Source organism: Lichenicoccus sp. (genome assembly GCF_965277665.1).
GTDB lineage: Bacteria > Pseudomonadota > Alphaproteobacteria > Acetobacterales > Acetobacteraceae > Lichenicoccus.
This window is the reverse complement of record NZ_OZ255835.1, coordinates 3,904,808-3,927,628: the sequence shown is the minus strand read 5'-3', so window position 1 is coordinate 3,927,628 and position 22,821 is coordinate 3,904,808. Positions and strand designations below refer to the sequence as shown.

Here is a 22,821-nt window from a genome sequence, read left to right as displayed (position 1 = left end):
ATGCGCAGCATAGTCCTTGCCCATGAAGTGGATTTCGCGGGCTGGCGCGCTGCCGCCCGAGAGCTTGCCGTCGAAGGGGTGCCCCCGGAGGCGGTGCTCTGGTCGGTCGGCATGCCCGACGACCTGTTCGCGGGCATCGATCAGGAGGACGCGGCCGCCGCCCCTGCTCCCGCCACCGCCTTCACCGTGCCGAGACCGCTGGTCGAGCTGGCGCAGACGGTGATCCAGGCGCGCGACCCGGAGCGGTTCGCGTTGCTGTACGGGCTGATCTGGCGCACCAGCCGCGGCGAGAAACGCGTCGTCGAGGACCTAGCCGACCCGCAGGTGCAGCGGACGCTCCGGCTCGCGCAGGCGGTGCGGCGGGATACCCACAAGATGCGCGCCTTCGTGCGCTTCCGCGCGGTCGAGCCGGACGCGGGAGCCGGCCACGATGCGGCCACCCGCTACGTCGCCTGGTTCGAGCCCGACCACTACATCGTCGAGGCCAACGCCGACTTCTTCGTGCGCCGCTTCGCCACCATGGTGTTCTCGATCCTGACGCCGTACCGCTGCCTGCACTGGACCGGCACCCAGCTCGATTTCGGTCCGGGTGCGGATCCGTCGCAGGTGCCGGACGACGATGCGCTGGAGCGCTACTGGCGCGCCTATTTCAGTTCCATCTTCAACCCGGCCCGGCTGAAGGTCTCGGCGATGACCTCCGAGATGCCGCGCAAGTACTGGCGCAACCTGCCGGAGGCCGCCGTCATTCCCGAACTCGTCCGCGCCGCGCACGAGCGTACCCGGACCATGCTGGAGACCGCCCCGATGCCCCGCATTGGCCCGCGTCCCAAGGCTGCCGAGGCCTCCCTGGTCGAACCGGGGGACCCGCCCATCGGCGACCTGCTGGCCGCCACCGCCCCCGCCACGATCGCAGCACTGGCGCGGGACGCGGCGGACTGCCGGCGCTGCCCGCTCTGGCAGCCGGCGACGCAGACGGTGTTCGGCGAGGGGCCGCAGGATGCCGCGATGATGATGGTCGGCGAGCAGCCAGGCGACCAGGAGGACCTCGCCGGCCGGCCGTTCGTGGGCCCAGCCGGGCAGGTGCTCGACCGCGCCATGCGCGAGGCCGGGATCGACCGGCAGGCGGTCTATGTCACCAATGCGGTGAAGCACTTCAAGTTCGAGCCGCGCGGCAAGCGGCGCATCCACCAGAAGCCGGACCAGGGCGAGATCACCGCCTGCGGCACATGGCTGGCGGAGGAACGCCGGCTGGTGCGGCCGGGGTTGCTGCTGATGCTGGGCGCCACCGCCGCCCGCGCGGTGCTGGGGCGCGCGGTGACCATCGCACGCGAGCGCGGCCGGCTCATCCCACTGCAGGGCAATACCCAGGGGCTGATCACCGTGCACCCGTCCTACCTGCTGCGCCTCCCCGACGAGGAGGCGAAGCAGCGCGAATATGCCGCCTTCGTCGCCGACCTCAGAGCAGCATCCCGTCACCTGGAATCACTGGCGGCCCAGGCGGGCTGATCCGGCGGGGGGAAAGCTGGCGCCGACAGCAGGGGCGGCTGGGCGAAGATGTCGATCACGACGCCGCCGAAGGAGCGCAGCGGCAGCGCCTGGCCCGGCGGCAGGCCCGGCGCCTGGGCCGCCGCCGCCTCGACCGCCATGATCGTGGAGCGTGCGACGGTTGCCGGCGTGCCGGACAGCAGCGCGATGCTGCCCCGGTATTGCGAGGCCGAGGTGGAGCTGCTCAGCGTCGCGATCTCCTGGCTCAGGTAGCCATCGATGCCGACATAGTCCTTGAGCGTCTGTTCGAGGTCGGGCTGCGAGGGCAGCAGGATCAGCGCCTCGCAGATCGCAAGCTGCTGCAGGTCCAGGCCGCGGATCCGGTCGGAGATCGCCTGCGTCGTGTCGGTGAACGAAACCCCGCCGACCTGCGCCTTGATCACCGCGCCGAACGGCAGCGTGATGCCACTGATGCTGAAGGTATCGGAACGCGGATTGTCGAGCTCCCGGCAGACGAGGCGGACCTGCTGCACCGCGCCGCCCGGCTCCGGCACATCGACATAGCCGCGCATGACGACATTCGGGTCGCAGGCGGCAACGCACAGCAGCAGCGGAATCGCAGCAAGCCTGTTCACGCCTGTTTCCCGGACATGCCCGCCGCCGACCGGCGTGCTTCGCCTGCAGGCTAGCCTGACCCAAGGTTTCGGGGGGCGCGCGTCGCCTCCGCCAAGGCCGCCCGGAAGCTGGCGGCGGTCTCGCGCAGTCCGGGCAGCACGAAGAACAGCCCGCCGCCGCCGCATCGCTCGCGGCCCATATCGGCCGCCGCCTCGGGCCAGGCGCCTGGTTCCCGGAGATAGCGGCAGGAGATCCGGCCCATGTCGAACTGCCCGGCCTCGTCGATCCCGTGATCATAGGCAAAGTGGCGGAGCACGCTCGCCGGATCGCCGGCCAAAGCGCCCGTATCGGTTCGGGCATCCGCATCGCCGCGTTCCACCGGGTACCGCCGCTTGCGGACCTCGACATAGCTGCCGCCCTGCATCCAGGCGGGCTCCCCCAGCGGCCCCGGCTCGACCCCGGGCAGAGGCCCTCTCGCCCGGACATCGGGATCGCGCGGCCGGAATCCGTTCACCTTCCAGCGCGGCGCGAGCAGCGCGTGCGTGTGCCGGACCACGTCGCGCAGCGCCGCGGCGGCCGGCCCCGGGGAGGCGGCCTCGATCTGCAGCAGCAGGTCGCCGTGCCAGGGTGCGGGGCCGACATCACCGGCATTGATCGCGGCGGGCAGCGCGAGGTGACGCGGTCGCAGCCGTGCCAGGCCGAAGCGCCGGTCGAACAGAGCGCCACCGACCGCGAGCGTCAGGGCGGCATCGGCGTCGGCCGCGACCGCCGCCCGATCCGCCAGCAGGTGCAGGAGCCGCTGCAGTTCCGCCGGCCGTTCGGCCAGCACGTCGAAGGCCACGAACAGGGCGACCGCCGCCACGCTGCCGGCGCCCCCGGGGGCGCCGGCCACGGCCGGCCGCAGCAGGCCGGCGATGCCGGCGGCCGCCGGAGCCAAGCCGCGCAGCAGCGAGCGGCGCGACGCAGTAAGCGGCGCGAAGACTGGCGCGCGGAGTGGCGCGAAGCTTGGGAAGACCGCCATGCGGATGGCCTATCACGGGTCCGCCGCCGCGTCAGCCGCACCGGAACGATGGCCAAGCTGCAACGCTGACAGCAACGCGGCATGGCCGCGTGAGGGCTGACAGCAACGCGGCATGGCCGCGCGAGGGCTGACAGCAACGCGGCAGAGCCGCGCGAGGCACAGGAGGGCTGCATGGCCGAGAGCGACAAGACCATCACCAACACGCCGGTGTCGGACATCGATCCGGGCGGGACCCATCCGGCGCCTCCCAAATCCACACCGGAGCAGCCGCCGGTGCAGAGCGGCGACCAGAACGCCGACCCGCCGCGTGGCACCGACCGCTGAGAGACCGCTGGCCTGTGGTATCGGACGGGTGGAGTGACGGTCGATGATGCACGTCCATCTCGATGCGATCGGCGGGGTCGCCGGCGACATGTTCGCCGCCGCAATGCTCGATGCCTTTCCGCAGCACGCCGGTGCGGTGATCGCCTGCGTGCAGCGCTCGGCGCCGGTGTCCTGCACGCTCGTCCGGCACGATGACGGCATCCTGGCCGGTGCGCGCTTTGCAGTTGCCGATACGACCGCAGCACCCGACGACCCGGTTCACGAGCATCATCACGAGCACGGGCATCACGAACACCAGCACGGGCACGGGCATGTCCAATGGCGCCGCATCCGCGACGACCTGCTCGCCTGCGGCCTGCCGCCTGACCTGGCGCGACACGCGGTCGGGATCTTCGGCGCGCTGGCCGAGGCCGAGGGCCGCGTGCATGGCGTGGCGCCCGACGCGGTCGCGTTCCACGAAGTCGGCGCCGCGGACTCCATCGCCGACATCGTGGCCGCCGCTTCCCTGGTCGCAGCCCTCGGCGACGCCACCAGCTGGAGCGTGTCCGCCCTGCCGCTCGGGTCCGGCCGCGTGCGCACCGCGCACGGCATCATGCCGGTGCCGGCGCCGGCCACCACCCTGCTGCTCGACGGCTTCGCCGTCATCGATGACGGCGTGGCCGGCGAGCGGATCACGCCCACGGGTGCCGCCATCCTCGCCTGGCTGCGCACGACTGGCCGACTGCAGCCGCGGCCGCCCGGCCGGCTCGGGGCAACCGGCATCGGCTTCGGCACCAGGCGGCTCCCCGGCATCAGCAACTGCCTGCGCGCCTTGGTGCTGCATACGGACGGCTCGGCGGAACCGGTGACGCAGGCGGCGCATCGCCTGCTCGGCGTGGTGGCCTTCGAGGTCGACGACCAGTCCGGCGAGGACCTTGCCGCCGGCCTGGACCGGCTGCGCGACATGCCGGAGGTGCACGACGTCGTGCAATGGGCCACGATCGGCAAGAAGGGGCGCCTCGCGGTCCACGTGCAGGTCCTCGCGGCGCCGGATCGACTGGACCGGGTGGTCGAGGCCTGCTTTGCCGAGACCACCACCATCGGGCTGCGGACCCATCTGGTGGAAGGGCGCGCCCTGCATCGGCGGATGCGCCAGGTGCGGGTCGACGGGCATCCGGTGCAGGTCAAGCTGGTGGATCGTCCCGGGGGCCGGACCGGCAAGGCGGAGGCCGACCATCTCGGGGCGGCGCCGGGCCATGCCGGGCGGCAGGAACTGAGACGGCGGGCGGAGCAGGCCGCCGAGGGAGATGTTGATGGAGGCCGAGCGGATGGAAGCCGAGAGGATGAACGCTGAACCGTCGGCGGCCGACGCGCTGGCGCGGCTGCAGCAGGTCCTGTCCGGGTTGCACGGGTCGGGTGCGGCGGTCGCGGTGAGCGGCGGCATCGACAGCCTCACCCTGTCGGCGGCGGCCCACGTATCGCTCGGCGCGGCCGTGGTCATGCACCATGCGACGTCGCCTGCGGTGCCGGAGGAAGCGACCGGTCGGACCCGGGCGCTGGCGCACGCGCGCGGTTGGCGCCTGGCGATCTTCGACGCCGGCGAGTTCGCCGATGCGGACTACCGTGCCAATCCGGTCAATCGCTGCTTCTTCTGCAAGACCAGCCTGTACGGCAGCATCGTCAAGCGTCTCGGTGCGACCGGCGTCACGGTGCTGTCCGGCACCAACACGGATGATCTCGGCGACTATCGCCCCGGCCTGCAGGCAGCCCGCCTGCACGGCGTGCGGCATCCGTTCGTCGAAGCCGGGATCGACAAGGCCACCGTCCGGCGCATCGCGCGCCTGCTCGGGCTCGGCACGCTTGCGGAACTGCCGTCGGCGCCATGCCTGTCGAGCCGGATCGAGACCGGGATTGCCATCGAGCCGGCGACGCTCGCCCTCGTGCATGACGTCGAGCGCACGGTCACCCGGCGCCTGCGGCCGGCCACCGTGCGCTGCCGGGTGCGCGCCGAGGGCATGGTGGTGGAGCTCGACGCGCCGAGCCTGGAGGCGTTGCCGGCCGGCCGGTCCGACCTGCTGCGCGAGATCGAGGCGATGGCGCGTCGCGCCGGCGAGCTGCGTCCGGTTCGGTTCGCGCCCTATCGCACCGGCAGCGCGTTCCTGACGGCGCGCTGATGAGCGAGTTCAGGCTCGATCTCGAACGCACCGCGCGCATCGGCTTCGGCGAGGCGATCTACTGCGCCGGCAAGTCGGTGGCCCAGGTCACGGCGATCCTGGAGTCGGATCCGGCGCGCGCGCTGCTGCTGACCCGCCTGGAGCCTGCGAAGTTCGAAGCGCTGCCCGCGACGGTGCGCGTGCGGCTTGACTGGGACCCGGTCTCGCACACCGCCTGGCAGGGCGATCCGGCTCCGTTGCCGGAAGCGGCCGGACCCCGCATCGCGATCGTCACCGCTGGCACCTCCGATGTTCCGGTCGCGCGCGAGGCGACGCGCACCCTGCGCTTCTCCGGCCACGCCAGCACCGAGATCGTCGATGTCGGCGTGGCCGGCCTGTGGCGGCTGCTCGACCGGGTGGCGGAGCTGCGGCGCTACCAGGTGGTGATCGTCGTGGCCGGCATGGATGCGGCACTTCCCAGCGTAATCGGCGGCCTGGTGCCGGGCGTGGTGATCGCGGTGCCGACGTCGGTCGGCTACGGCGTCGCCGCCGGCGGACGTGCCGGCCTCGATGCCATCCTCGCAAGTTGCGCGCCCGGCATCACGGTCGTGAACATCGATAACGGATACGGCGCCGCCTGCGCCGCGTTGCGGGTCCTGAATGCCCTCCTGCTCCACAACAAGGAAGTGCCCTCATGAACAGACGCGACTTCATCAAGACCACGGCCGTCGGTGTCGGCGCGACGGCCGCTCTCGATGCGATGCCGGCGGCCCCGGCGGCAGCCGCCATGCTCGACGATGCGGCGAAGCCGGCGCCCGGCACCGTCACCGCCTCCATTGCGCAGCATCCCGAGATGAAGTACCGCCCGCTCGGCCGCACCGGCGAGGCGGTCTCCCTGGTCGGCATGGGCGGGTTCCATCTCGCCAGGCCGGGCGGCATGACCAACGCCGAGGCGATCCGCGTCGTGCATGCCGGCCTCGATGCGGGCATCAACTTCTGCGACAATTGCTGGGACTATAATGGCGGCGAGAGCGAGGTGCGCCTCGGGCGTGCGCTGTCGCAGGAAGGCTACCGCAACAAGACCTTCCTGATGACCAAGATCGACGGCCGCACCGCGAAGGCGGCGATGGGCCAGATCGAGACCAGCCTGCGCCGCCTACAGACTGACCATCTCGACCTGCTGCAGTTCCACGAGATCATACGCATGGACGATCCGGAGCGGGTGTTTGCGGGCGGTGGCGCGCTCGAGGCGGTGCTGCGCGCCCGCGAGCAGGGCATGCTGCGCTATATCGGCTTCACCGGGCACAAGAGCCCGAAGATCCACGCCCACATGTTCGCGGTCGCGCAAGCGCACGACTTCCATTTCGATACCGTGCAGATGCCGCTGAACATCATGGACGCGCACTTTGACAGCTTCGAGCAGATGGTGGTGCCGATCGCGGTGGCAGCCGGCACCGGCATCATCGGCATGAAGGCGTTCGGCGACGACTTCATCCTGAAGTCGCGCGTCATGCCGCCGATCCAGATGCTGCAATATCCGATGGGGCTGCCGATCAGCCTGCAGGTCACCGGCATCGACAGCATGCCGATCCTGCACCAGGCCTTGGAGGCGGTGCGCAGCTTCACGCCGCCGACAGCCGAGTTCCGCGATGCCCTGCTGGCGCGCAGTGCCGAGATCGGCCGCACCGGCGCGACCGAGCACTACAAGATCTCGCCGCACTTCGACGGCACCGGCAAGAACCCGCAATGGCTGACCCAGGTCTGATCGCCCCGGCGGCCGCTCAGTCGTCCGTCGTGTGACGCACGGGGACGATGCCGTGCGCCGCCAGCAGGGCATGCAGGCAGGAGAGCGCCACGGTGTAGTCGCCGAAGGTCGTCAGGTGGCGCGCCAGCACGATCTCGATGTCCGGTATCGTGCAGGCGCCGCGGTCCGGCAGTTCCGGCGAGATCGCATCCGCCGTCGCCTGCATCCGCTCGGTCGCGTGTTGCAGGTTGACGACGCAGCGGCGCCAGTTCTCAGCGGTCTTCATGTGCGGCCGGTCTGTCATGCAAGGCGGGTCCGTGCTGGTGGTTGCGAAGGATCCATGGCATCGCGGGCGAGCAATGCAGGTCGACGACGCAGCCGGGCGCCGCGTCGCCGATCTCGAGCTTGAACCCGTGCAGCGCCATCACCGACGCGACCAGACTCAGGCCCAATCCGCTACCCGGAACACTGCGGCTGCGCTCTGACCGGTAGAACCGCTGCAGCACGCGGTCGCGCTCACCCGGCAGGATCCCGGGCCCGCTATCCTCGATGCGAATGCGCAGGCCGTACACCTCGGCCGTCAGCGCAAGCGTCACCGCGGTATGCACCGGCGCGAACTTGATCGCATTGTCGAGCAGGTTGCCGATCGCCTCGAGCAGCATGTCATGGTCGCCGACGACGATGGACCCGGGCTGGAGCTCCAGCCTCAGGATGACGTCCTTCTCCTCGGCCAGGGGCTCGTAGAGTTCGGCCGCTTCCGTCAGCACCTCGGCGAGATCGACGCGGGTGAAGGCCTCCCGGCGATGGCCATGGTCGATCGCGCTGATCCGTAGCAGGCTCGAGACCACGGCCAGCGCCTGATCCACCGACGCGATGGCCCGGTCCGCGGCACCCTGGAAGTCCTCACGCGTGAGCGCTTCCTCGCGCGAGCGCTCGAGCCGGTTGCGCACGCGTGTCAGCGGGGTCCGCAGGTCGTGCGCGATGCTGTCGCTGACACCGCGGATGCCTTCGATCAGGCGCTCGATCTGATCGAGCATGCCGTTCACCGCAGCCGCCAGGCGGTCCAGGTCATCGCCGGTTCCGTGAACCGGCAGGCGCCCGTTCAGGTGGCCCTGCATGATCTGGGCGATCGCTTCGTGCACGGACGCGATCCGACTCTGCGCCCGCCAGGCGAGGCAGGTTCCCCCGACCAGCGAGAGCAGCAGGGCCGGCACCAGGCCCAGCGTCAGTGCCCGACGGATCATCTCCTGAACGTCCTCGAGCTCCTCGGGATCGTAGCCGATGACCAGCACCCGGGAGGCATCCGCCGGCGTCGCCACCGCTCGCACCACCTCCGGGTCATCGCCGTCATGGTCCTGGTCGATTTCCTTGAACACGGCGCGATGGGCACGCCCGTCGACCGGAAGATGCTTCGGGAACCCGAGGAGATTCCCCGCCAGGTGGCCGCCATCGAGCCGGAACAGCCCGGCGTAGCGCACACCATGCGGATCGTCCGCGAGCCAGGCCGCCAGCCGGGCTGCGATCTCCGGCTTCGGGGCCCGCGTCAGCAGCCCTGCCTCGAGCACGACCGACTTGTCGAGCTTCTGGCGTTCGAGCACGGCGGTCTGCCAGTAGATGAAACCGAACAGCATCAGGGCCATCGCCGCGAAGCCGGCGGCAATGGACAGCGTCCAGCGGAACACCGACGTGGCGGTGGCACGGCGCAGCCGGCGTATCAGGCTGGCTCCCGGGACCGATACCGACGCGCGGCTTGCCTGCTGTGACAGGTTATGGTCCGACAACGGCAAGTGCCAATGCCTCAGCTTAGGACGGCGATCTCAGGACGAAGCCGACGCCGCGCACGTTCGAGAGCAGCTCCTCCTCGCGGTTGAGATCAAGCTTGCGGCGCAGGCGGCCCATATGCACGTCCACCAGGTTTGAGCGGGGCGTGAAGTTGTAGCCCCAGACATCCTCGAACAGCATGGTCCGGGTCACGGTCTGGCCGACGCGCCGCATCATGTATTCGAGCAGCCGCAATTCGCGCGGCAGCAACTCGAGCGTCCTGCTGCCGCGTCGTGCGGTGTGGGTGATCAGGTTGAGTTCCAGCGGCCCGACGCGCAGCATCGTCTCCGCACCGGTGACCGGCCGGCGCAGCAGGGCCTCGATCCTCGCGGCAAGCTCGCTGAGCGCGAACGGCTTGCCGAGATAGTCGTCGCCGCCGGCGCGCAATCCACGCACGCGATCGTCGAGCTCGGACAACGCGCTCAGCACCAGCGCCGGCGTCCGGATGTCGTTGCGGCGCAGCGTGCCGAGGATCGCCAGGCCATCGAGCCCGGGCAGCATCCGATCGACCACCAGCACATCGGCGCTTCCGGCGGTGGCCTGGGTCAGCCCGTCAGGGCCAGTGGTGGCGCAATCGACGTCATAGCCCCGGCTGCGGAAATAGCCCGCCACCTCATCGACCGTCTCCACATCGTCCTCGATCAGCAGCATGCGGCTCATGATGGTTCCTGCGTCGCCGTCGCGGTCCGCGGAAATATTGATCGCCCGGCAAGCCCGGCGTTCCAGTAAATTCGGGTTCAGAGTCAGCCGCGATCGATGCGGATACTGTCCCGCTTCTCGCCTGCTCCCGACGACCTATCGGCCCGGCAGGTGGCCCCGATAGCGGCTCCAGTGCTTCGCGAGTTCGAGCACCACCGGGCTTGCGACGCGATAGGCACTGTCCAGCGAGGGGACGTACGCGGAGTAGCCCGCCTCGCCGCCTTCCTGCGCCAGCAACGAAGCCGGGCTCTCGCCCGGCGGCGGCATGTCGTAGTTGCTCGCGGTGCGCAGTACCAGCACCCGGGAGAGATCGACCTTGTGCGCCTGCGACAGGAAGGTCAGCGCCTGCATCATGCCGCCATCCTCCTCGGCGGTGGTGGCGAACACGCCCTGGCCATGCGTCCAGTAGCGCACCCACTGTTCGGCCCAGTCGTTCATGCGGCCGCCGACCCAGAAGATGCCGGATGCCAGCGTATCGCCCTCCAGCACGAAGGGCGGCCGCCGCGCCGCCGCGTCCTCGGTGTAGCGCGCCCGGATCGCCTGCAGCGGCGCGCTGTCCGGCAGTGCGATGTCGCGCGTCAGCCGGTACGCCCAGTCCACCAGGCCGCCATCGAGCGTGTACAACGAGGTGCCCCAGATCCCGGACGCGTCGGGTGCCGGCTGCTCGAACGGGGTGGTGCGGGTCAGCGGCACGGTGCCGGTGCTCCAGCCGGACGGGATCTCGCGGGCGTCGATCTCGTGCGCCTCGCCGGTGACGACGTGCTTCGCCCAGGCAGCGGACGCCACCGACCCTGCCCTGGGGTCGATCCCGGCAATGCCGGCCAGCACGAAATAGGCGCGGCTCAGGTCGAAGCGAGGGTCATCACCCAGCGCAGTCATCGAGGCCGCCATACGCGCCGGCCCCTCGCCGCTGACCATGCCGAGGACCCCAAGCGAAGCATTGTAGCGCAGCGGATGATAACCCTGCGGAAATGGGAGCACGGTGCGCAGCGGCAGCCGCTCCACCCAATCCTGAAACTCCCCCGGCTTGTCCCCGGTATCGGCGCCCAACTCGAACGTGGTCACCACCACCACTCGCACGGGGATGCGCCCCGCCGCTTGCGCCGCACCTCCCAAGAGCACCAGGGAGGCAAAGACAGCAAGCAGCGTGCCCCGCATCAGGCGAGGAGACCGTCCGAGAATGCGCTACGCTGAGTCAGAGGCGCCTTGGCGCCGCCCGTCGTGGCGGTCGAGAACCGGAGCGGAGCGGCCTCCTGGCCGTGAGCAACGGAAGCGCAGACAGCCGCGTCGGATGACCAGCGTAGTAGCATTATCGGATGGTCTCCTAGTGGGGGTCCTGGCGGCGGCGGGGTAGCAGCGCCGGCTCAAACACCAGGGTTGCAAGAAGCGTGCAGGCAAGGCTCATCAGCAGCAGCCGGCCCATGCTGGCGGTGCCCGGATGGTGCGACAGCGCCAGCGAGCCGAAGGCGGTTCCGGTGGTCAGAGCCGAGAAGAGCACGGCCTTCGCCGTGGGGGAGCCCAGCGGATCACGCATGCCGGCGCGCCAGTTCATCATGAAATAGATGTTGAAGCTGACGCCGACACCGAGCAGCAGCGGCAGCGCGATGATGTTGGCGAAGTTGAGCGGCTGGCGCAGCACCAGGCACAGGATCACCGTCAGCATCGCCGACAGCAGCAGCGGCGCCAGCACCAGCGCCACGTCGCGCAGCCGGCGCAACGCGATCAGCAGGATCAGCGCGATCATCGCCAGCGCCGACAGCGCCGCGATCTTGAAGGCCGAGACGATCGTGCTGGCGCTGGCGATGATGGTCACCACCGAGCCGGACACGTTCGGATAGACGCCGCGGACCTCGCGCAGGAACCGGTTCAGCGTGGCGCTGTCCGACGCACCGTTGCGGACATGCACCTCCATGTGCGCCTGCCCGTCCGGCAGGATCCAGTCACGCGCGATCCCGGGCGGGACATCCCCGAGGCCGGTGGGCTTGGCCTGCAGCACCGTCCGCAGCTGGTCGAGTGTGACCGGCAGGTATTGCACCAGCGCCCGGTTGGCGGCGAGCAGGTCCGCGTCCGGACGCTTCGACAGGATCTGCAGCGCCGCGGTGATGGCGCGCAGCGGGTCATCGGCGGTCAGCTTGCCCAGCACCGGCGCGAGGCTGGCGACGGTTTTCAGCATCGCGGCGCGTATCGCCGCCGCGTCGGGAGCCGGCGCCACCTGGTACGGCAGCAGGGTCGGCAGCAGGAGCGAGGCGGCGTCCTGGATCAGCGGCAGCTTCTGGTCCTGGTCTGTCGGCACGAAGCTGTCCAGCGTGCGCACGTCGCTCACCAGCGGCAGCTTTTCCAGGCGCACGGCGAGCGCCCGCGCGGCGGCCAGGTCCGGCACCAGCATCTCGGCGCTGTACGGGCTGGTCTGCGGGTTGTTCATCAGCAGGTGCAGGGCCCGCATGCCGGGCCAGTTCGGGTTCTTGGTGTGCAGCGGGTCGCCGTCGAAGCGCAGCAGCGGCAGCAGCGCGGCGCCGGCCAGCCCCAGCACCGCGAAGCCCGCGATCAGCCGGCGGCGGTTGCGGCGGAACAGCCGGTCGTAGCGACGGGCCCAGGCGAACCCCTCGTCGACGCCGGTCGGCAGGTAGCCGAACAGCATCAGCAGCGCCGGCAGCACGGTCAGCGTACAGGCGAACGCGATCAGCATGCCGACGCCGGCGATCAGCCCGAGCTGCGCCACGCCCCGGAACGCGGTCGGCGTGAAGGCGAGGAAGCCGGCGGCGGTCGCGGACGCCGCGATCAGGATCTGCACCCCGGTCTCGCGACCGGTTTCGGACAGCGACAGCAGCAGCGGCAGCGGCTGGCCGGTGCCATGGCGCTGGGCGCGGAACCGCACCGAGAACTGGATCGCAAAATCCACCGCGATGCCGACGAACAGCACCGCGAACGCCACCGACACCAGGTTCAGCGTGCCGACCGCGATCGCCGCGAAGCCGGTGGTGAGCAGCAGGCCCAGCAGCAGCACGATGACGATCGGGATGATGATCCGCCAGCTGCGCACGGCGAGGAACAGCCACAGCGTCACCAGCACCAGCGACGCGATCAGCTCCTTGACGGCGCCCTCCGCCACCGAGGCGAACTCCTCGTCGTCGAGCGCCACCTGGCCGGTGATATAGACCTGCGCGTGCCCGGCGCGGACCTCGGGCAGCGCTGCGATCGCCGCCCGCATCGCGTCGGTGGCGACTCCGCCGGGCGCGAACGAGCCAAAATTCAACCGCGGCTGGGTCTCGACGAACTGGTACTGGCCGCCGAGATCGCTCAGCGAGCTGGTCAGCAGGCGCTGCCAGGACAGCGGCGTCGGATGCCCCGCGGCGGCTTCGCCGAGGTTGCGGGCGAACGCCCGCAACGGCGCCTGGAAGTTCGCGAGGTTGGCCTGCCCGTGCGCGATGCCGTCGCCGATCAGCCCCAGCGCCTCGAACAAGCCGCGCGAGGACGGATCGGCGGCGAGCTGGCCCAGGAACGGCTGCGCGTCGATGGTGGCGTTCAGCAGCGCCTCGAGCGGCTTCGGAGCGAGGAACAGCAGCGCGTTGCGGGCCAGATAGGGGTCCGCGTCCGGGCGCCGCACCGACTTGAACCGCGCGGTCTGCGCGGCGAGCACCGCTGCGAGTTGCCGCGCGGTCTCCTGTCCCTCCTCGGGGATATCCGCGCGGATCACCGCGACCAGCAGGTCCTCGTTCTGCGGGAAGTCCCGCTTCAGCACATTGGCGCGCTGCTTCCAGGGCAGCGACGCGGAGAACAGGTTGCCGGTATCGGTCGAGACACCGAGGCGCGCGCGGGTGACCAGCAGCGCGCCGGCGGCGAGCACCGTCGCCAGCACCACCACCAGCAGCGCCCGACGCGAACAAAAGGCGACCAGTCGCCCGAGAGGAGCTCTCAGCATGCGTCGGCTCAGCGTGTCGCGGCGGAGGCGGAGGCGGCGGTCCCCGGCACACGAACGCCGTCCCGGACGCTGTCCTGCCTGCGGATCAGCAGCCGCAGCCGGACCAGGATCACCAGCGCCATCACGCTGGTCGCGGCGTCGGACGCCACCAGGATCGGCAGCAGCCAGCCGAGCCACGCCGCCGGCCCGAGCAGGTAGAGGGCGTCGTCCGGGTGGAACCCGCAGGCGCCCGACCAGGTGCGCTCGCCCGGCAGGCGCTGCTCGTAGCGCTCGGACATCCAGTTGCAGAGCATCAGCGCGGCACTCGCCGCGACGCCCATCAGGATTGTCCAGAGGCCGAGCTGGTGGCCGAGCAGGGTCGCGTGCCGCAGGCCGACGCCGATTGCCAGGAAGAACAGGCAGTTCACGCCGTTATCGACCATGTAGTCGTAGCGGTGGCCACCCGGGCTCATCATGTTGCCGACGCGCGCCAGCTCGCCATCCATGCGGTCGAGGAACGCCGACAGCACCCAGAGCAGGCCGCCCCACAGCATCGCCCCGTGCACGTTCGGGCCGGCGGCGAGTGCCGCACAGGCGGCGATGCCGGTCAGCAGCCGCAGGGTGGTCAGATGGTTCGGCGTGACGCCGGTGCCGATCATCGGACGGACCACGCCGCGCGCCATGGCATGGGTCCAGGTGTCGTTGCTCAAGGCGCGTCTCCGTAATCCAGTGCGGCCTTGATGCGGCCACCCCGCTCCGGTGTTGATCCCGGCACTTGCGACGCAGCAGGCGTCGCGGTCCAATGATGCTCCAGCCACTGCCACGCGGCCAGCGCCGGCAGGCCGAGCCCGATCTCGCGCAGCCGCTTGACCAGGGACAGCGCGATCGAGACCTGCGGCGACAGGCCGAACAGTCCGCCCACGACAATGTAGCCGCCCTCGGACACGCCGAGCGCCCCGGGCACCACGAACCCGGCTGCCTTGACCGCCTGGCACAGGCTCTCGATCACCAGCGCCGCGGCCACGGACACCTCATGGCCGAGGAAGTGCAGCGCCAGCCAGACCTCGAACGTCCCGAGCAACCAGGAGATCGACTGGTGCAGCAGTGCCGCGGCGAGCGGCCCGGGTGCGCCGTAGAGCGTCCGGATCGCCCGGTGCAGTCCGGCAATCTCCTCCATGCCCTGCCAGCCGAACTGGCCGGCGAGGCGCATCAGCCCGCGCTCGAACAGGCTGGCCAGGCCCAGCCACTGTCCGGCGACGAATCCCAATGCCGCCATGCAGGCCAGGAGAATCGCACCCACCACCTCGTCGGTGACCTGGCTGCGGCCGAGCAGGGCGAGCAGGATCAGCAGGCCGGTGATGGTGAAGGCGATCTGGGTCACCATCTCGGTGGTGAGGTCGCAGACGGTGCAGGCGGTGGCCGAGGCCAGGCTCATGCCGCGCCGCCTCAGCAGGCGGGCCGAGACGAACTCGCCGCCGACCTGCGCCACCGGCAGCAGGCTGTTCACGCCTTCGCGCACCCAGCGCAGCAGGACGAAGTCACCCAGCCGCGGCCTGCCGGGGCTACCGCCCGCGATGGCTCGCCACGCCAGTGCCGAAAACCACACCTGCACCAAGTGGAACGCCAGCACCAGCACGATCCCCCAGCCGGCCTGGTGCAGCAGCCCGAGCACGTGGCCAAGGCCGAAGCGCGCCAGCAGCCAGACGGTGAGGCCGGCACCGAGCGCGCCGGAGATGAGGGTCAACAGCTTCATGCGCGCTTTTGCATCTCCACAGGCTCGGGCAAGGTTGAGCTCGGGCTAAGCTGCCCCGCCTGAAGCCGGGTCTGCCGGATCAGAGCGGACACATAGTTGGAACGCCAATTCTTGAGAACCCTGCTCCTCACGCCCGGCCCTCTCACGACCTCGGAAGCGACCCGGTCCGCACTTGGTCGGGACTGGGGTTCGCGCGATCCCGCCTTCGTCGCGCTGACCACACGGCTGCGTCAGCGGCTGGCCGCTGTGGTGCACGGCGAGGCGACGCACGAGGCGGTGCTGCTGGCAGGCTCGGGCACCTTTGCCATCGAGGCCGCGATCGGCACGCTGGTGCCGCGCGACGGCCGGTTGCTGGTGCTGGCGAACGGCGCCTATGGCGAACGGATGGCGGCGATCGCGCGCCAGATCGGGCGCGCGCACGCGGTCGAACGCTGGCCGGAGACGGCGCCGGTCGACCCCGACCGGGTCCGGACGATCCTGCGCGAGGACCCCTCGATCACTGACGTCGCCATCGTGCAGTGCGAGACCACGACCGGCCTGCTGAACCCGATCGGGTCGGTCTCGGACATCGTGGCCACAGCCGGGCGAAGGCTGCTGATCGACGCCATGAGCGGGTTCGGCGCGCTGCCGCTCGACCTGCGCCGCATCCGTGCCAGCGCGGTCATGGCCTCGTCCAACAAGTGCCTGGAAGGCGTGCCCGGGATTGCCGTCGTGGTGGCGGAGCGGCAACAGCTGGCGCAGTCCGCCGGCCAGTCGCACAGCCTCGGCCTCGACCTGCATGCGCAGTGGCACGGCTTCGCCGCCAACGGCCAGTGGCGCTTCACGCCGCCGGTCCAGGTGGCGGCGGCCCTCGATGCGGCGCTGGACCAGCTCGACGCCGAGGGCGGTCCGGCGGCGCGTCTCGCCCGCTACCTCCGCCTCCACGCGATGCTGACGGCCGGCATGGCGCGGCTGGGCTACCGCACGACGCTGCCGCCGGCGCTGCAGGCCCCGATCATCGTCACCTTCGACGAGCCCGGGCCGGAGTTCGACTTCGCCCGGTTCTATGCCGCCCTGCAGGCCGACGGCATCGTGATCTATCCGGGCAAGCTCACCCGGGCGCCGTCGTTCCGCATCGGCTGCATCGGGGCGATCGACCAGCACGACATCGCGCGCGCCCTGGAAAGCATTGCCCGGATCACGGTATGGCAGGGGGAGCCGGCTGGGTCACCATGAGTGGGTCATCCTAGACTGCCGCCCGACACCGTCCCAGAACAGGATCACATGGCATGAGTTCGACGACAGAAGGCGCCACACCGCTCGAACTGCCCGGCAGCCGGCACGACGCCCCGGCCGGGGCGCGCCTGGTCGGCCCGGCGCCGCGCGACCAGCAGGTCGAGGTCAGCATCTACCTCAAGCCGCGTGATGCGCACCAGACCACCGAGACGGCGCTCGCCGGCAGCGTGCAGGAGCGCCGCGAACACCTGGCCAGGCACCGCCGGACGGCCCATCGCGACGACATCCAGCGCATCGAGACGTTCGCGACCGGCCACGGGCTCAGCGTGCTGGAGGCCGATCCGGCCCGGCGGCTGATACGGCTGGGTGGCACCGCCGACAGGATGGAGGCGGCGTTCGGCACCAGCCTCTCCACCTACGAGCGCGACGGCGGCACCTTCCGCGGCCGCACCGGCAGCGTGATGGTCCCCCGGCACCTGCACGGCATCATCGAGAGCGTACTCGGGCTCGATGCGCGGCCGGTGGCGCAGGCGCGCATCGTCCGGCCGCGGACCGCGCAGCCGCAGAGCGTGCTGCCGAACAAGCTGGCCGAGCTGTACGATTTCCCGACCGGCGTCGATGGCAGCGGCGTGACCATCGCCCTGATCGAGCTGGGCGGCGGGTTCAAGGACAGCGACACCCAGCAGGCCTTCCAGGCCATGCGCCTGACGCCGCCGAAGGTGGTGGCGGTGCTGGTCGACGGTGCCACCAACGACCAGTCCGCCTCGGATGCCGACGGCGAGGTGGCCCTCGACATCCAGGTCGCCGGCGGCGTGGCCCCCGGGGCGGCGATCGCGGTCTATTTCACCCCGAACACCAATGCCGGCTTCGCGGATGCGATCTCGCAGGCGGCGCACGACACCACCAACAAGCCGTCGGTGATCTCGATCTCCTGGGGCGGTCCGGAATCGACCTGGGACGGGCAATCCGTCACCACGATGAACTCGGTGCTGCAGGAGGCGGCGGCGCTGGGCATCTCGGTCTATGTCGCCTCCGGGGACAGCCTGGCCACTGACGGCGTCAGCGACGGCAAGGCACATGTCGATTTCCCCGCCTCCTCGGTCTATGCGACCGGCTGCGGCGGCACCCACGTCACCGAGACGGGCAGCACGATCAGCCATGAGGTGGTCTGGAACGACGGCGACAGCGGCACCGGGGGTGGCATCAGCGACCTGTTCGACGTGCCCGCCTTCCAGTCCGGCGTGACCCTGCCGCCCAGCGTCAACGCGGGCCGCAAGGGCCGCGGCGTGCCGGATGTGGGCGGCGATGCCGCGCCGGCCAGCGGCTACAGCGTGGTGGTGGATGGGCAGACCGAGATCGTGGGGGGCACCAGCGCGGTGGCGCCGCTCTGGGCCGGTCTGACCGCGCTGATCAACCAGAAGGCCGCCAACCCGGTCGGCTTCCTGCCGACCTGGCTCTACGCCCATATCGCGGCGAACCCGGCGCTCACCGCGCCGATCACCAGCGGCAACAACAAGCCGACCGGCAGCGAGATCGGCTACAACGCCGGCGCCGGCTGGAATGCCTGCACCGGGCTCGGCCGCCCAAATGGGCAGGCGCTGTTCGACGCCCTGACCGGTGGCGCCGGAGTCTGACCGCCGGGACTGTCTCAGCCTGAATGTCGCATCAGTTCGAGGGCCAGGGCCAGCGCGCTGCCGACGAACACCGCGACGAGAAGGGCGTGCAGCGTCATCGCCGCCCAATACAGGCGCGGCCGCGACTGGCGAGCCATGAACTGGTCCGAGTAATAGCTCAATCGAACCCGGTGACGGCGATAGCTGTTCCAGCCTTGGAAGGCAGAGCGAGCCGCCGCCGCCAGCAGAATGGCGATCAAGAGAATGCGCACAATCATCAGGCAACAACCCCCCTTCTCCTCGAATTGAGATCCTACCTGCCCACCGGAGCCTGACCAATTGGCATGGCGCTTGCTGCTTCATCGGCAGCAAACGCCAGCGAGGCCAGTGATGAAAATCGGCGTCTTCATCCCCATCGGCAACAATGGCTGGCTGATCTCCAGGAACGCGCCGCAATACATGCCGAGCTTCGACCTCAACCGCGAGGTCGTGCAGCGCGCGGAAAAACACGGTCTCGATTTCGCGCTGTCGATGATCAAGCTGCGCGGCTTCGGCGGCGAGACCGAGTTCTGGGACCACAATCTCGACAGCTTCACCCTGATGGCCGGCCTCGCCGCGGTGACCAGCCGGATCCAGCTGTTCGCCACCGTCGCCACGCTGACCATCCCGCCGGCGATCGCGGCCCGCATGGCCTGCACGATAGACAGCATCTCGCACGGACGCTTCGGGCTCAACGTCATCACCGGCTGGCAGAAGCCGGAATATTCCCAGATGGGCCTGTGGCCGGGCGACGAGTACTTCTCGCGGCGCTACGAGTTCGTGGCGGAGTACGTGCAGATCCTGCGGGAATTGTGGGAGACCGGCCGCTGCGACCGCAAAGGCGAGTTCTTCCAGATGGACGACTGCCGGGTCAGCCCGCGGCCGCAGGCCGACATGAAGCTGATCTGCGCCGGGCAGAGCGACGCCGGCATGATGTTCTCGGCGACCTACGCCGACTATAATTTCTGCTTCGGCAAGGGAGTGAACACGCCGACCGAATTTGCCCCGGCTGCGGCCAAGCTGCAGGACGCCACCGCGATCACCGGCCGGTTTGTCACCACCTATGCGCTGTTCATGATCATCGCCGACGAGACCGACGCGGCGGCGATGGCGAAGTGGGAGCACTACAAGGCGGGTGCGGATCACGCGGCGCTCGCCTGGCTCACCACGCAAAGTGCCGCCGACACCCGCTCCGGCGCCGACACCAACGTGCGCCAGATGGCCAACCCGACCTCGGCGGTGAACATCAACATGGGCACCCTGGTCGGCTCGTACGCGACCGTCGCCGCCCTGCTCGACGAGGTCGCGACCGTGCCCGGCACCGAGGGGGTGCTGCTCACCTTCGACGAGTTCATCGAGGGGGTCGAGCAGTTCGGCACCCGCATCCAGCCGCTGATGCGCTCGCGCTCCCATATCACCAACACGGTGGAGGCCGCCTGAATGACCGTCGAGACTCCGGGAACCGGAACGCTTGATGGCTCCGGCCCCAATGCTGGCAAAGGCGGGCGTGTGACGCTGCCCGCACGCCCGGAGGCGCTGTCGCTCGATCCGCGCCAGTCGGCGCTGATCGTGGTGGACATGCAGAACGCCTATGCCAGCAAGGGCGGCTATCTCGATCTCGCCGGCTTCGACATCAGCGGCGCGCAGGCGGCCATCGACCGCATCGTGGTTGCGGTCGCGGCGGCCCGCGCGGCCGGGATGATTGTGGTCTGGTTCCAGAACGGGTGGGACCCGGACTACATCGAAGCCGGCGGTCCCGGTTCGCCGAACTTCCACAAGTCGAACGCATTGAAGACCATGCGGCAGCGTCCGGAACTGGACGGCACGCTGCTGGCGAAGGGCGGCTGGGACTACGCGCTGGTTGATGCCCTGGTGCCGCAGCCGGGTGACCTCGTGATTGCCAAGCCGCGCTACAGCGCCTTCTACAACACCCAGCTCGACAGCCTGCTGCGCGCCCGCTTCATACGCACGCTGGTGTTCACCGGCATCGCCACCAACGTCTGCGTCGAGAGCACGCTGCGCGACGGGTTCTTTCTCGAATATTTCGGCATCGTCCTGGAAGACGCGACGCACCAGGCCGGTCCCGACTACGTGCAGAAGGCGGCGCTGTACAATATCGAGACCTTCTTCGGCTGGGTCTCGAACGTGGCCGATTTCTGCGGCGCGGTCAGACAAGCCGCTCCTAAGGACGCAGCGTGATGCCGATGCAGGCGATCATCCCGCCGGGCACCGGGGTGCCGATCGCGCCGTTCTCGCCCGGCACCATGGCCGACGGGGTGGTCTATGTGTCGGGCACGCTGCCGTTCGATGCCGCCAACAAAGTGGTGCATCCGGGTGACGCGGCGGCGCAGACGCGCCACGTGCTGGAGACCATCAAGCGCGTCATCACGGCGGCCGGCGGCAGCATGGCCGACATCACCTTCAACATGATCTTCCTGACCGACTGGGCCAACTATGCGGCGCTGAACAGCGTCTATGCGGAGTATTTCCCTGGCGACAAGCCGGCGCGCTACTGCATCCAATGCGGCCTGGTGAAACCCGAGGCGCTGGTCGAGATCGCCAGCATCGCGCATGTCGGCAAGCCGGCAGCGGGATGATCCATTTCGACTGCACCGGCCCCGAGGATGGCGAGGTGCTCCTGCTGTCCTCCGGGCTCGGCGGCTCGGGCGGCTACTGGTCTGCCAACCTTGCGGCACTCGCGCGGCATTACCGCGTCGTCACCTACGATCAGCGCGGCACCGGCCGCAGTCCCGCCGCACTTGAACCCCCCTATGCCATCGCCGACATGGCCGATGATGCAGCATGGGTGCTCGACGCCCTCGGCGCGCGCGCCTGCCGGTTCATCGGCCACGCCCTGGGCGGCCTGGTCGGCCTGGCGCTGGCCGCCCGGGCGCCGGGGCTGGTCAGTCATCTGGTGGTGGTGAATGGCTGGATGCAGCCGGACCCGCATACCGTGCGCTGCTTCGACGTGCGTCGCGACCTGCTCCTGAAAGCCGGCATCGGGCCATACCTGCGCGCGCAGCCGCTGTTCCTGTATCCGTCCTCCTGGATGGCCGCCAACGCCACCCGGCTCGCCACCGACGAGGCCCACGCGGCGGCACATTTCCCTGGTGTCCAGAACACGCTGCTGCGCATCGCGGCCCTGCTCGGCTTCGACGCCGCGCCGCTGCTGCCGGCGCTCGCCTGCCGGACCCTGCTGGTGGTCTCGCAGGACGACCTGCTGGTGCCCCCGGTCTGTTCCGAACGCCTGCACGCAGCGCTGCTGCCCGGCTCGCGGATGGCGCGCCTGGACGGCGGCCATGCCTGCAATGTGACCGATGCTGCCGCCTTCGCGGCACTTTGCCTGGAGTTCCTGGCGGCGTAGGAAGCTACCCTCTTCCGCAGGAGGTATCCGATGGACCAAGCCCAAACCCTCACGAGCCCGGCGCTGCCGGTGACGCGCGTGGACGATCCGGCCGACCTGCCGTTCGTGACCGATCCCGGCGAGCGGCGCGGCGAGATGCTGTATCGCCGCTTCGGACGCAGCGACGAGATGATCTCGGCCATCGGCATCGGCGGCTTCCATCTCGGCAAGAAGTCGCTGAGCGATGCCGAGGCCGTGCGCCTGCTGCACGAGGCGATCGATCGCGGCATCAACTTCGTCGATAATTGCTGGGACTACAACGAGGGCCAGTCCGAACTGCGCGTCGGCCTCGCACTCGACCAGGGCGGCTATCGCGACCGCGTGTTCCTGATGTCCAAGATGGACGGCCGCTCGAAGGCGGAAGCGGCAAAGCAGATCGACACCTCGCTCAAGCGCATGCGCACCGACTGCATCGACCTGGTGCAGCATCACGAGATCCTGCGCTACGACGATCCCGACCGCATCTTCGCCGAAGGCGGCGCGATGCAGGCGTTCGTCGAGGCCAGGCAGGCCGGCAAGCTGCGCCATATTGGCTTCACCGGCCACAAGGACCCGCGCATCCACCTGCAGATGCTGGCGGTCGCCGCCGAGTGCGGTTTCCATTTCGACGCCGTGCAGATGCCGCTCAACGTGATGGACGCGCATTTCCGCAGCTTCGCGCACCTCGTGCTGCCCTACCTCGTCGAGCACGGCATCGCGGTGCTGGGCATGAAGGCGTTCGCCGACAGCGTGCTGCTGAAGAGCGGTGCGCCGATCAAGCCGGTCGAATATCTGCAGTACCAGCTCAACCTGCCGACCGCGGTGGTGATCACCGGCATCCAGAGCCAGCGCGACCTGGACCAGGCGTTCGCGGCGGTGCGCAGCTTCAAGCCGATGGACAAGGCGGCGGTGGCCGAACTGCTGGCCCGCAGCCGTCCGTACGCGCTGGAAGGCAAGTACGAGCTGTTCAAGACCAGCGCCACCTTCGACGGCACCGCAAAGAACGCAGCCTGGCTCGGCGATGAAGTGGAATCGGTCACCGGGCTGGCGCCGGACATGCAATAGGCCGCGCCGCACGCG

General features: G+C 69.8%; 23 protein-coding genes. 13 read left to right on the top strand and 10 right to left on the bottom strand.

Features of this window, described 5'->3' with window-relative positions; translation table 11 throughout:
• The gene (locus ACQY4O_RS18380) at window positions 1-1,506 is read left to right on the top strand and encodes a UdgX family uracil-DNA binding protein (protein WP_428377898.1); all 1,506 of its coding nucleotides are present in this window, start codon (window positions 1-3) and stop codon (window positions 1,504-1,506) included.
• Here ACQY4O_RS18380 and ACQY4O_RS18375 read toward each other — a convergent pair.
• Together ACQY4O_RS18375 and ACQY4O_RS18370 are read right to left on the bottom strand one after the other, a co-directional pair.
• Window positions 1,473-2,120: a hypothetical protein gene (locus ACQY4O_RS18375; protein ID WP_428377897.1), complete on the bottom strand. Its 648-nt coding sequence runs from the start codon at window positions 2,118-2,120 to the stop codon at window positions 1,473-1,475. The two genes, ACQY4O_RS18380 and ACQY4O_RS18375, sit on opposite strands and share 34 nt — an antisense overlap.
• A 50-nt stretch (window positions 2,121-2,170) precedes the next feature.
• Window positions 2,171-3,121 (bottom strand): Dyp-type peroxidase domain-containing protein, encoded by a 951-nt coding sequence (locus ACQY4O_RS18370; protein ID WP_428377896.1) that lies wholly within the window; start codon window positions 3,119-3,121, stop codon window positions 2,171-2,173.
• A 171-nt stretch (window positions 3,122-3,292) separates the two neighbouring features.
• Between ACQY4O_RS18370 and ACQY4O_RS18365 the strand changes: the two genes are divergently transcribed.
• Genes ACQY4O_RS18365 through ACQY4O_RS18345 form a run of 5 tightly spaced genes read left to right on the top strand, consistent with a single transcriptional unit; the run spans window position 3,293 to window position 7,342 of the window.
• Entirely contained in the window at window positions 3,293-3,445 is a 153-nt protein-coding gene (locus ACQY4O_RS18365; protein ID WP_428377895.1) for a hypothetical protein, read from the top strand.
• Between the two features lie 43 nt (window positions 3,446-3,488).
• Window positions 3,489-4,778: a LarC family nickel insertion protein gene (locus ACQY4O_RS18360; RefSeq protein WP_428377894.1), complete on the top strand. Its 1,290-nt coding sequence runs from the start codon at window positions 3,489-3,491 to the stop codon at window positions 4,776-4,778.
• Window positions 4,768-5,598, top strand: coding sequence for a hypothetical protein (locus ACQY4O_RS18355; RefSeq protein ID WP_428377893.1), 831 nt, complete (start codon window positions 4,768-4,770; stop codon window positions 5,596-5,598). The genes ACQY4O_RS18360 and ACQY4O_RS18355 overlap by 11 nt, the downstream gene beginning before the upstream one ends.
• Complete coding sequence (gene larB / locus ACQY4O_RS18350; protein WP_428377892.1) at window positions 5,598-6,275, top strand: nickel pincer cofactor biosynthesis protein LarB; 678 nt, start codon at window positions 5,598-5,600, stop codon at window positions 6,273-6,275. Before ACQY4O_RS18355 ends, larB begins: the two co-directional genes overlap by 1 nt.
• Window positions 6,272-7,342, top strand: a complete 1,071-nt coding sequence (locus tag ACQY4O_RS18345; protein ID WP_428377891.1) for an aldo/keto reductase — start codon at window positions 6,272-6,274, stop codon at window positions 7,340-7,342. The genes larB and ACQY4O_RS18345 overlap by 4 nt, the downstream gene beginning before the upstream one ends.
• Window positions 7,343-7,358: 16 nt before the next feature.
• Here the strand turns inward: ACQY4O_RS18345 and ACQY4O_RS18340 are convergent, their stop codons facing one another.
• From ACQY4O_RS18340 to ACQY4O_RS18310, 7 genes are all read right to left on the bottom strand, one after another.
• The gene (locus tag ACQY4O_RS18340) at window positions 7,359-7,607 is read right to left on the bottom strand and encodes a hypothetical protein (RefSeq protein ID WP_428377890.1); all 249 of its coding nucleotides are present in this window, start codon (window positions 7,605-7,607) and stop codon (window positions 7,359-7,361) included.
• Window positions 7,594-9,102: an ATP-binding protein gene (locus ACQY4O_RS18335; protein WP_428377889.1), complete on the bottom strand. Its 1,509-nt coding sequence runs from the start codon at window positions 9,100-9,102 to the stop codon at window positions 7,594-7,596. Before ACQY4O_RS18335 ends, ACQY4O_RS18340 begins: the two co-directional genes overlap by 14 nt.
• Before the next feature lie 22 nt (window positions 9,103-9,124).
• Window positions 9,125-9,802, bottom strand: coding sequence for a response regulator transcription factor (locus ACQY4O_RS18330; RefSeq protein WP_428377888.1), 678 nt, complete (start codon window positions 9,800-9,802; stop codon window positions 9,125-9,127).
• Window positions 9,803-9,937: 135 nt separating this feature from the next.
• Complete coding sequence (locus tag ACQY4O_RS18325) at window positions 9,938-10,999, bottom strand: purine nucleoside permease (protein ID WP_428377887.1); 1,062 nt, start codon at window positions 10,997-10,999, stop codon at window positions 9,938-9,940.
• A 166-nt stretch (window positions 11,000-11,165) separates the two neighbouring features.
• A complete protein-coding gene (locus ACQY4O_RS18320; RefSeq protein WP_428377886.1) occupies window positions 11,166-13,760 on the bottom strand; it encodes an MMPL family transporter in 2,595 nt (864 codons plus the stop codon).
• An 8-nt stretch (window positions 13,761-13,768) separates the two neighbouring features.
• A complete protein-coding gene (locus ACQY4O_RS18315; RefSeq protein ID WP_428377885.1) occupies window positions 13,769-14,449 on the bottom strand; it encodes a CDP-alcohol phosphatidyltransferase family protein in 681 nt (226 codons plus the stop codon).
• Complete coding sequence (locus ACQY4O_RS18310; protein WP_428377884.1) at window positions 14,446-15,492, bottom strand: lysylphosphatidylglycerol synthase domain-containing protein; 1,047 nt, start codon at window positions 15,490-15,492, stop codon at window positions 14,446-14,448. Before ACQY4O_RS18310 ends, ACQY4O_RS18315 begins: the two co-directional genes overlap by 4 nt.
• Window positions 15,493-15,603: 111 nt before the next feature.
• Here ACQY4O_RS18310 and ACQY4O_RS18305 point away from each other — a divergent pair, with 111 nt between their 5' ends.
• Together ACQY4O_RS18305 and ACQY4O_RS18300 are read left to right on the top strand one after the other, a co-directional pair.
• A complete protein-coding gene (locus ACQY4O_RS18305) occupies window positions 15,604-16,707 on the top strand; it encodes a 2-aminoethylphosphonate--pyruvate transaminase (RefSeq protein WP_428377883.1) in 1,104 nt (367 codons plus the stop codon).
• A 53-nt stretch (window positions 16,708-16,760) separates the two neighbouring features.
• Window positions 16,761-18,341, top strand: coding sequence for a S53 family peptidase (locus ACQY4O_RS18300; RefSeq protein WP_428377882.1), 1,581 nt, complete (start codon window positions 16,761-16,763; stop codon window positions 18,339-18,341).
• 14 nt (window positions 18,342-18,355) lie between these two features.
• Here ACQY4O_RS18300 and ACQY4O_RS18295 read toward each other — a convergent pair whose 3' ends face one another.
• Window positions 18,356-18,598: a hypothetical protein gene (locus ACQY4O_RS18295; protein ID WP_428377880.1), complete on the bottom strand. Its 243-nt coding sequence runs from the start codon at window positions 18,596-18,598 to the stop codon at window positions 18,356-18,358.
• A gap of 112 nt (window positions 18,599-18,710) precedes the next feature.
• On the opposite strand from ACQY4O_RS18295, the gene rutA reads away from it, so the two are divergent.
• The 5 genes from rutA to ACQY4O_RS18270 are packed head-to-tail and all read left to right on the top strand — an operon-like array spanning window position 18,711 to window position 22,806.
• Window positions 18,711-19,799, top strand: coding sequence for a pyrimidine utilization protein A (gene rutA / locus ACQY4O_RS18290; protein WP_428377878.1), 1,089 nt, complete (start codon window positions 18,711-18,713; stop codon window positions 19,797-19,799).
• Window positions 19,800-20,558: a pyrimidine utilization protein B gene (rutB, locus tag ACQY4O_RS18285; protein WP_428377876.1), complete on the top strand. Its 759-nt coding sequence runs from the start codon at window positions 19,800-19,802 to the stop codon at window positions 20,556-20,558.
• Window positions 20,558-20,956 carry a pyrimidine utilization protein C gene (gene rutC / locus ACQY4O_RS18280; RefSeq protein ID WP_428377874.1) on the top strand — a complete coding sequence of 133 codons (399 nt, stop codon included), beginning with the start codon at window positions 20,558-20,560 and terminating at the stop codon, window positions 20,954-20,956. The genes rutB and rutC overlap by 1 nt, the downstream gene beginning before the upstream one ends.
• Window positions 20,953-21,723, top strand: coding sequence for a pyrimidine utilization protein D (rutD, locus tag ACQY4O_RS18275; RefSeq protein WP_428377872.1), 771 nt, complete (start codon window positions 20,953-20,955; stop codon window positions 21,721-21,723). The genes rutC and rutD overlap by 4 nt, the downstream gene beginning before the upstream one ends.
• Before the next feature lie 30 nt (window positions 21,724-21,753).
• Window positions 21,754-22,806, top strand: a complete 1,053-nt coding sequence (locus ACQY4O_RS18270) for an aldo/keto reductase (protein WP_428377870.1) — start codon at window positions 21,754-21,756, stop codon at window positions 22,804-22,806.
• Window positions 22,807-22,821 lie beyond the last annotated feature (15 nt).

What these genes read in the sequence shown, in the direction of transcription:
- ACQY4O_RS18380 (WP_428377898.1), top strand. Translation starts at nt 1, where the DNA reads ATGCGCAGCATAGTCCTTGCCCATGAAGTGGATTTCGCGGGCTGGCGC.
- ACQY4O_RS18370 (WP_428377896.1), bottom strand. Translation starts at nt 3,121, where the DNA reads ATGGCGGTCTTCCCAAGCTTCGCGCCACTCCGCGCGCCAGTCTTCGCG.
- ACQY4O_RS18365 (WP_428377895.1), top strand. Translation starts at nt 3,293, where the DNA reads ATGGCCGAGAGCGACAAGACCATCACCAACACGCCGGTGTCGGACATC.
- ACQY4O_RS18360 (WP_428377894.1), top strand. Translation starts at nt 3,489, where the DNA reads ATGATGCACGTCCATCTCGATGCGATCGGCGGGGTCGCCGGCGACATG.
- ACQY4O_RS18355 (WP_428377893.1), top strand. Translation starts at nt 4,768, where the DNA reads ATGAACGCTGAACCGTCGGCGGCCGACGCGCTGGCGCGGCTGCAGCAG.
- larB (WP_428377892.1), top strand. Translation starts at nt 5,598, where the DNA reads ATGAGCGAGTTCAGGCTCGATCTCGAACGCACCGCGCGCATCGGCTTC.
- ACQY4O_RS18345 (WP_428377891.1), top strand. Translation starts at nt 6,272, where the DNA reads ATGAACAGACGCGACTTCATCAAGACCACGGCCGTCGGTGTCGGCGCG.
- ACQY4O_RS18340 (WP_428377890.1), bottom strand. Translation starts at nt 7,607, where the DNA reads ATGAAGACCGCTGAGAACTGGCGCCGCTGCGTCGTCAACCTGCAACAC.
- ACQY4O_RS18330 (WP_428377888.1), bottom strand. Translation starts at nt 9,802, where the DNA reads ATGAGCCGCATGCTGCTGATCGAGGACGATGTGGAGACGGTCGATGAG.
- ACQY4O_RS18325 (WP_428377887.1), bottom strand. Translation starts at nt 10,999, where the DNA reads ATGCGGGGCACGCTGCTTGCTGTCTTTGCCTCCCTGGTGCTCTTGGGA.
- ACQY4O_RS18320 (WP_428377886.1), bottom strand. Translation starts at nt 13,760, where the DNA reads ATGCTGAGAGCTCCTCTCGGGCGACTGGTCGCCTTTTGTTCGCGTCGG.
- ACQY4O_RS18310 (WP_428377884.1), bottom strand. Translation starts at nt 15,492, where the DNA reads ATGAAGCTGTTGACCCTCATCTCCGGCGCGCTCGGTGCCGGCCTCACC.
- ACQY4O_RS18300 (WP_428377882.1), top strand. Translation starts at nt 16,761, where the DNA reads ATGAGTTCGACGACAGAAGGCGCCACACCGCTCGAACTGCCCGGCAGC.
- ACQY4O_RS18295 (WP_428377880.1), bottom strand. Translation starts at nt 18,598, where the DNA reads ATGATTGTGCGCATTCTCTTGATCGCCATTCTGCTGGCGGCGGCGGCT.
- rutA (WP_428377878.1), top strand. Translation starts at nt 18,711, where the DNA reads ATGAAAATCGGCGTCTTCATCCCCATCGGCAACAATGGCTGGCTGATC.
- rutB (WP_428377876.1), top strand. Translation starts at nt 19,800, where the DNA reads ATGACCGTCGAGACTCCGGGAACCGGAACGCTTGATGGCTCCGGCCCC.
- rutC (WP_428377874.1), top strand. Translation starts at nt 20,558, where the DNA reads ATGCCGATGCAGGCGATCATCCCGCCGGGCACCGGGGTGCCGATCGCG.
- rutD (WP_428377872.1), top strand. Translation starts at nt 20,953, where the DNA reads ATGATCCATTTCGACTGCACCGGCCCCGAGGATGGCGAGGTGCTCCTG.
- ACQY4O_RS18270 (WP_428377870.1), top strand. Translation starts at nt 21,754, where the DNA reads ATGGACCAAGCCCAAACCCTCACGAGCCCGGCGCTGCCGGTGACGCGC.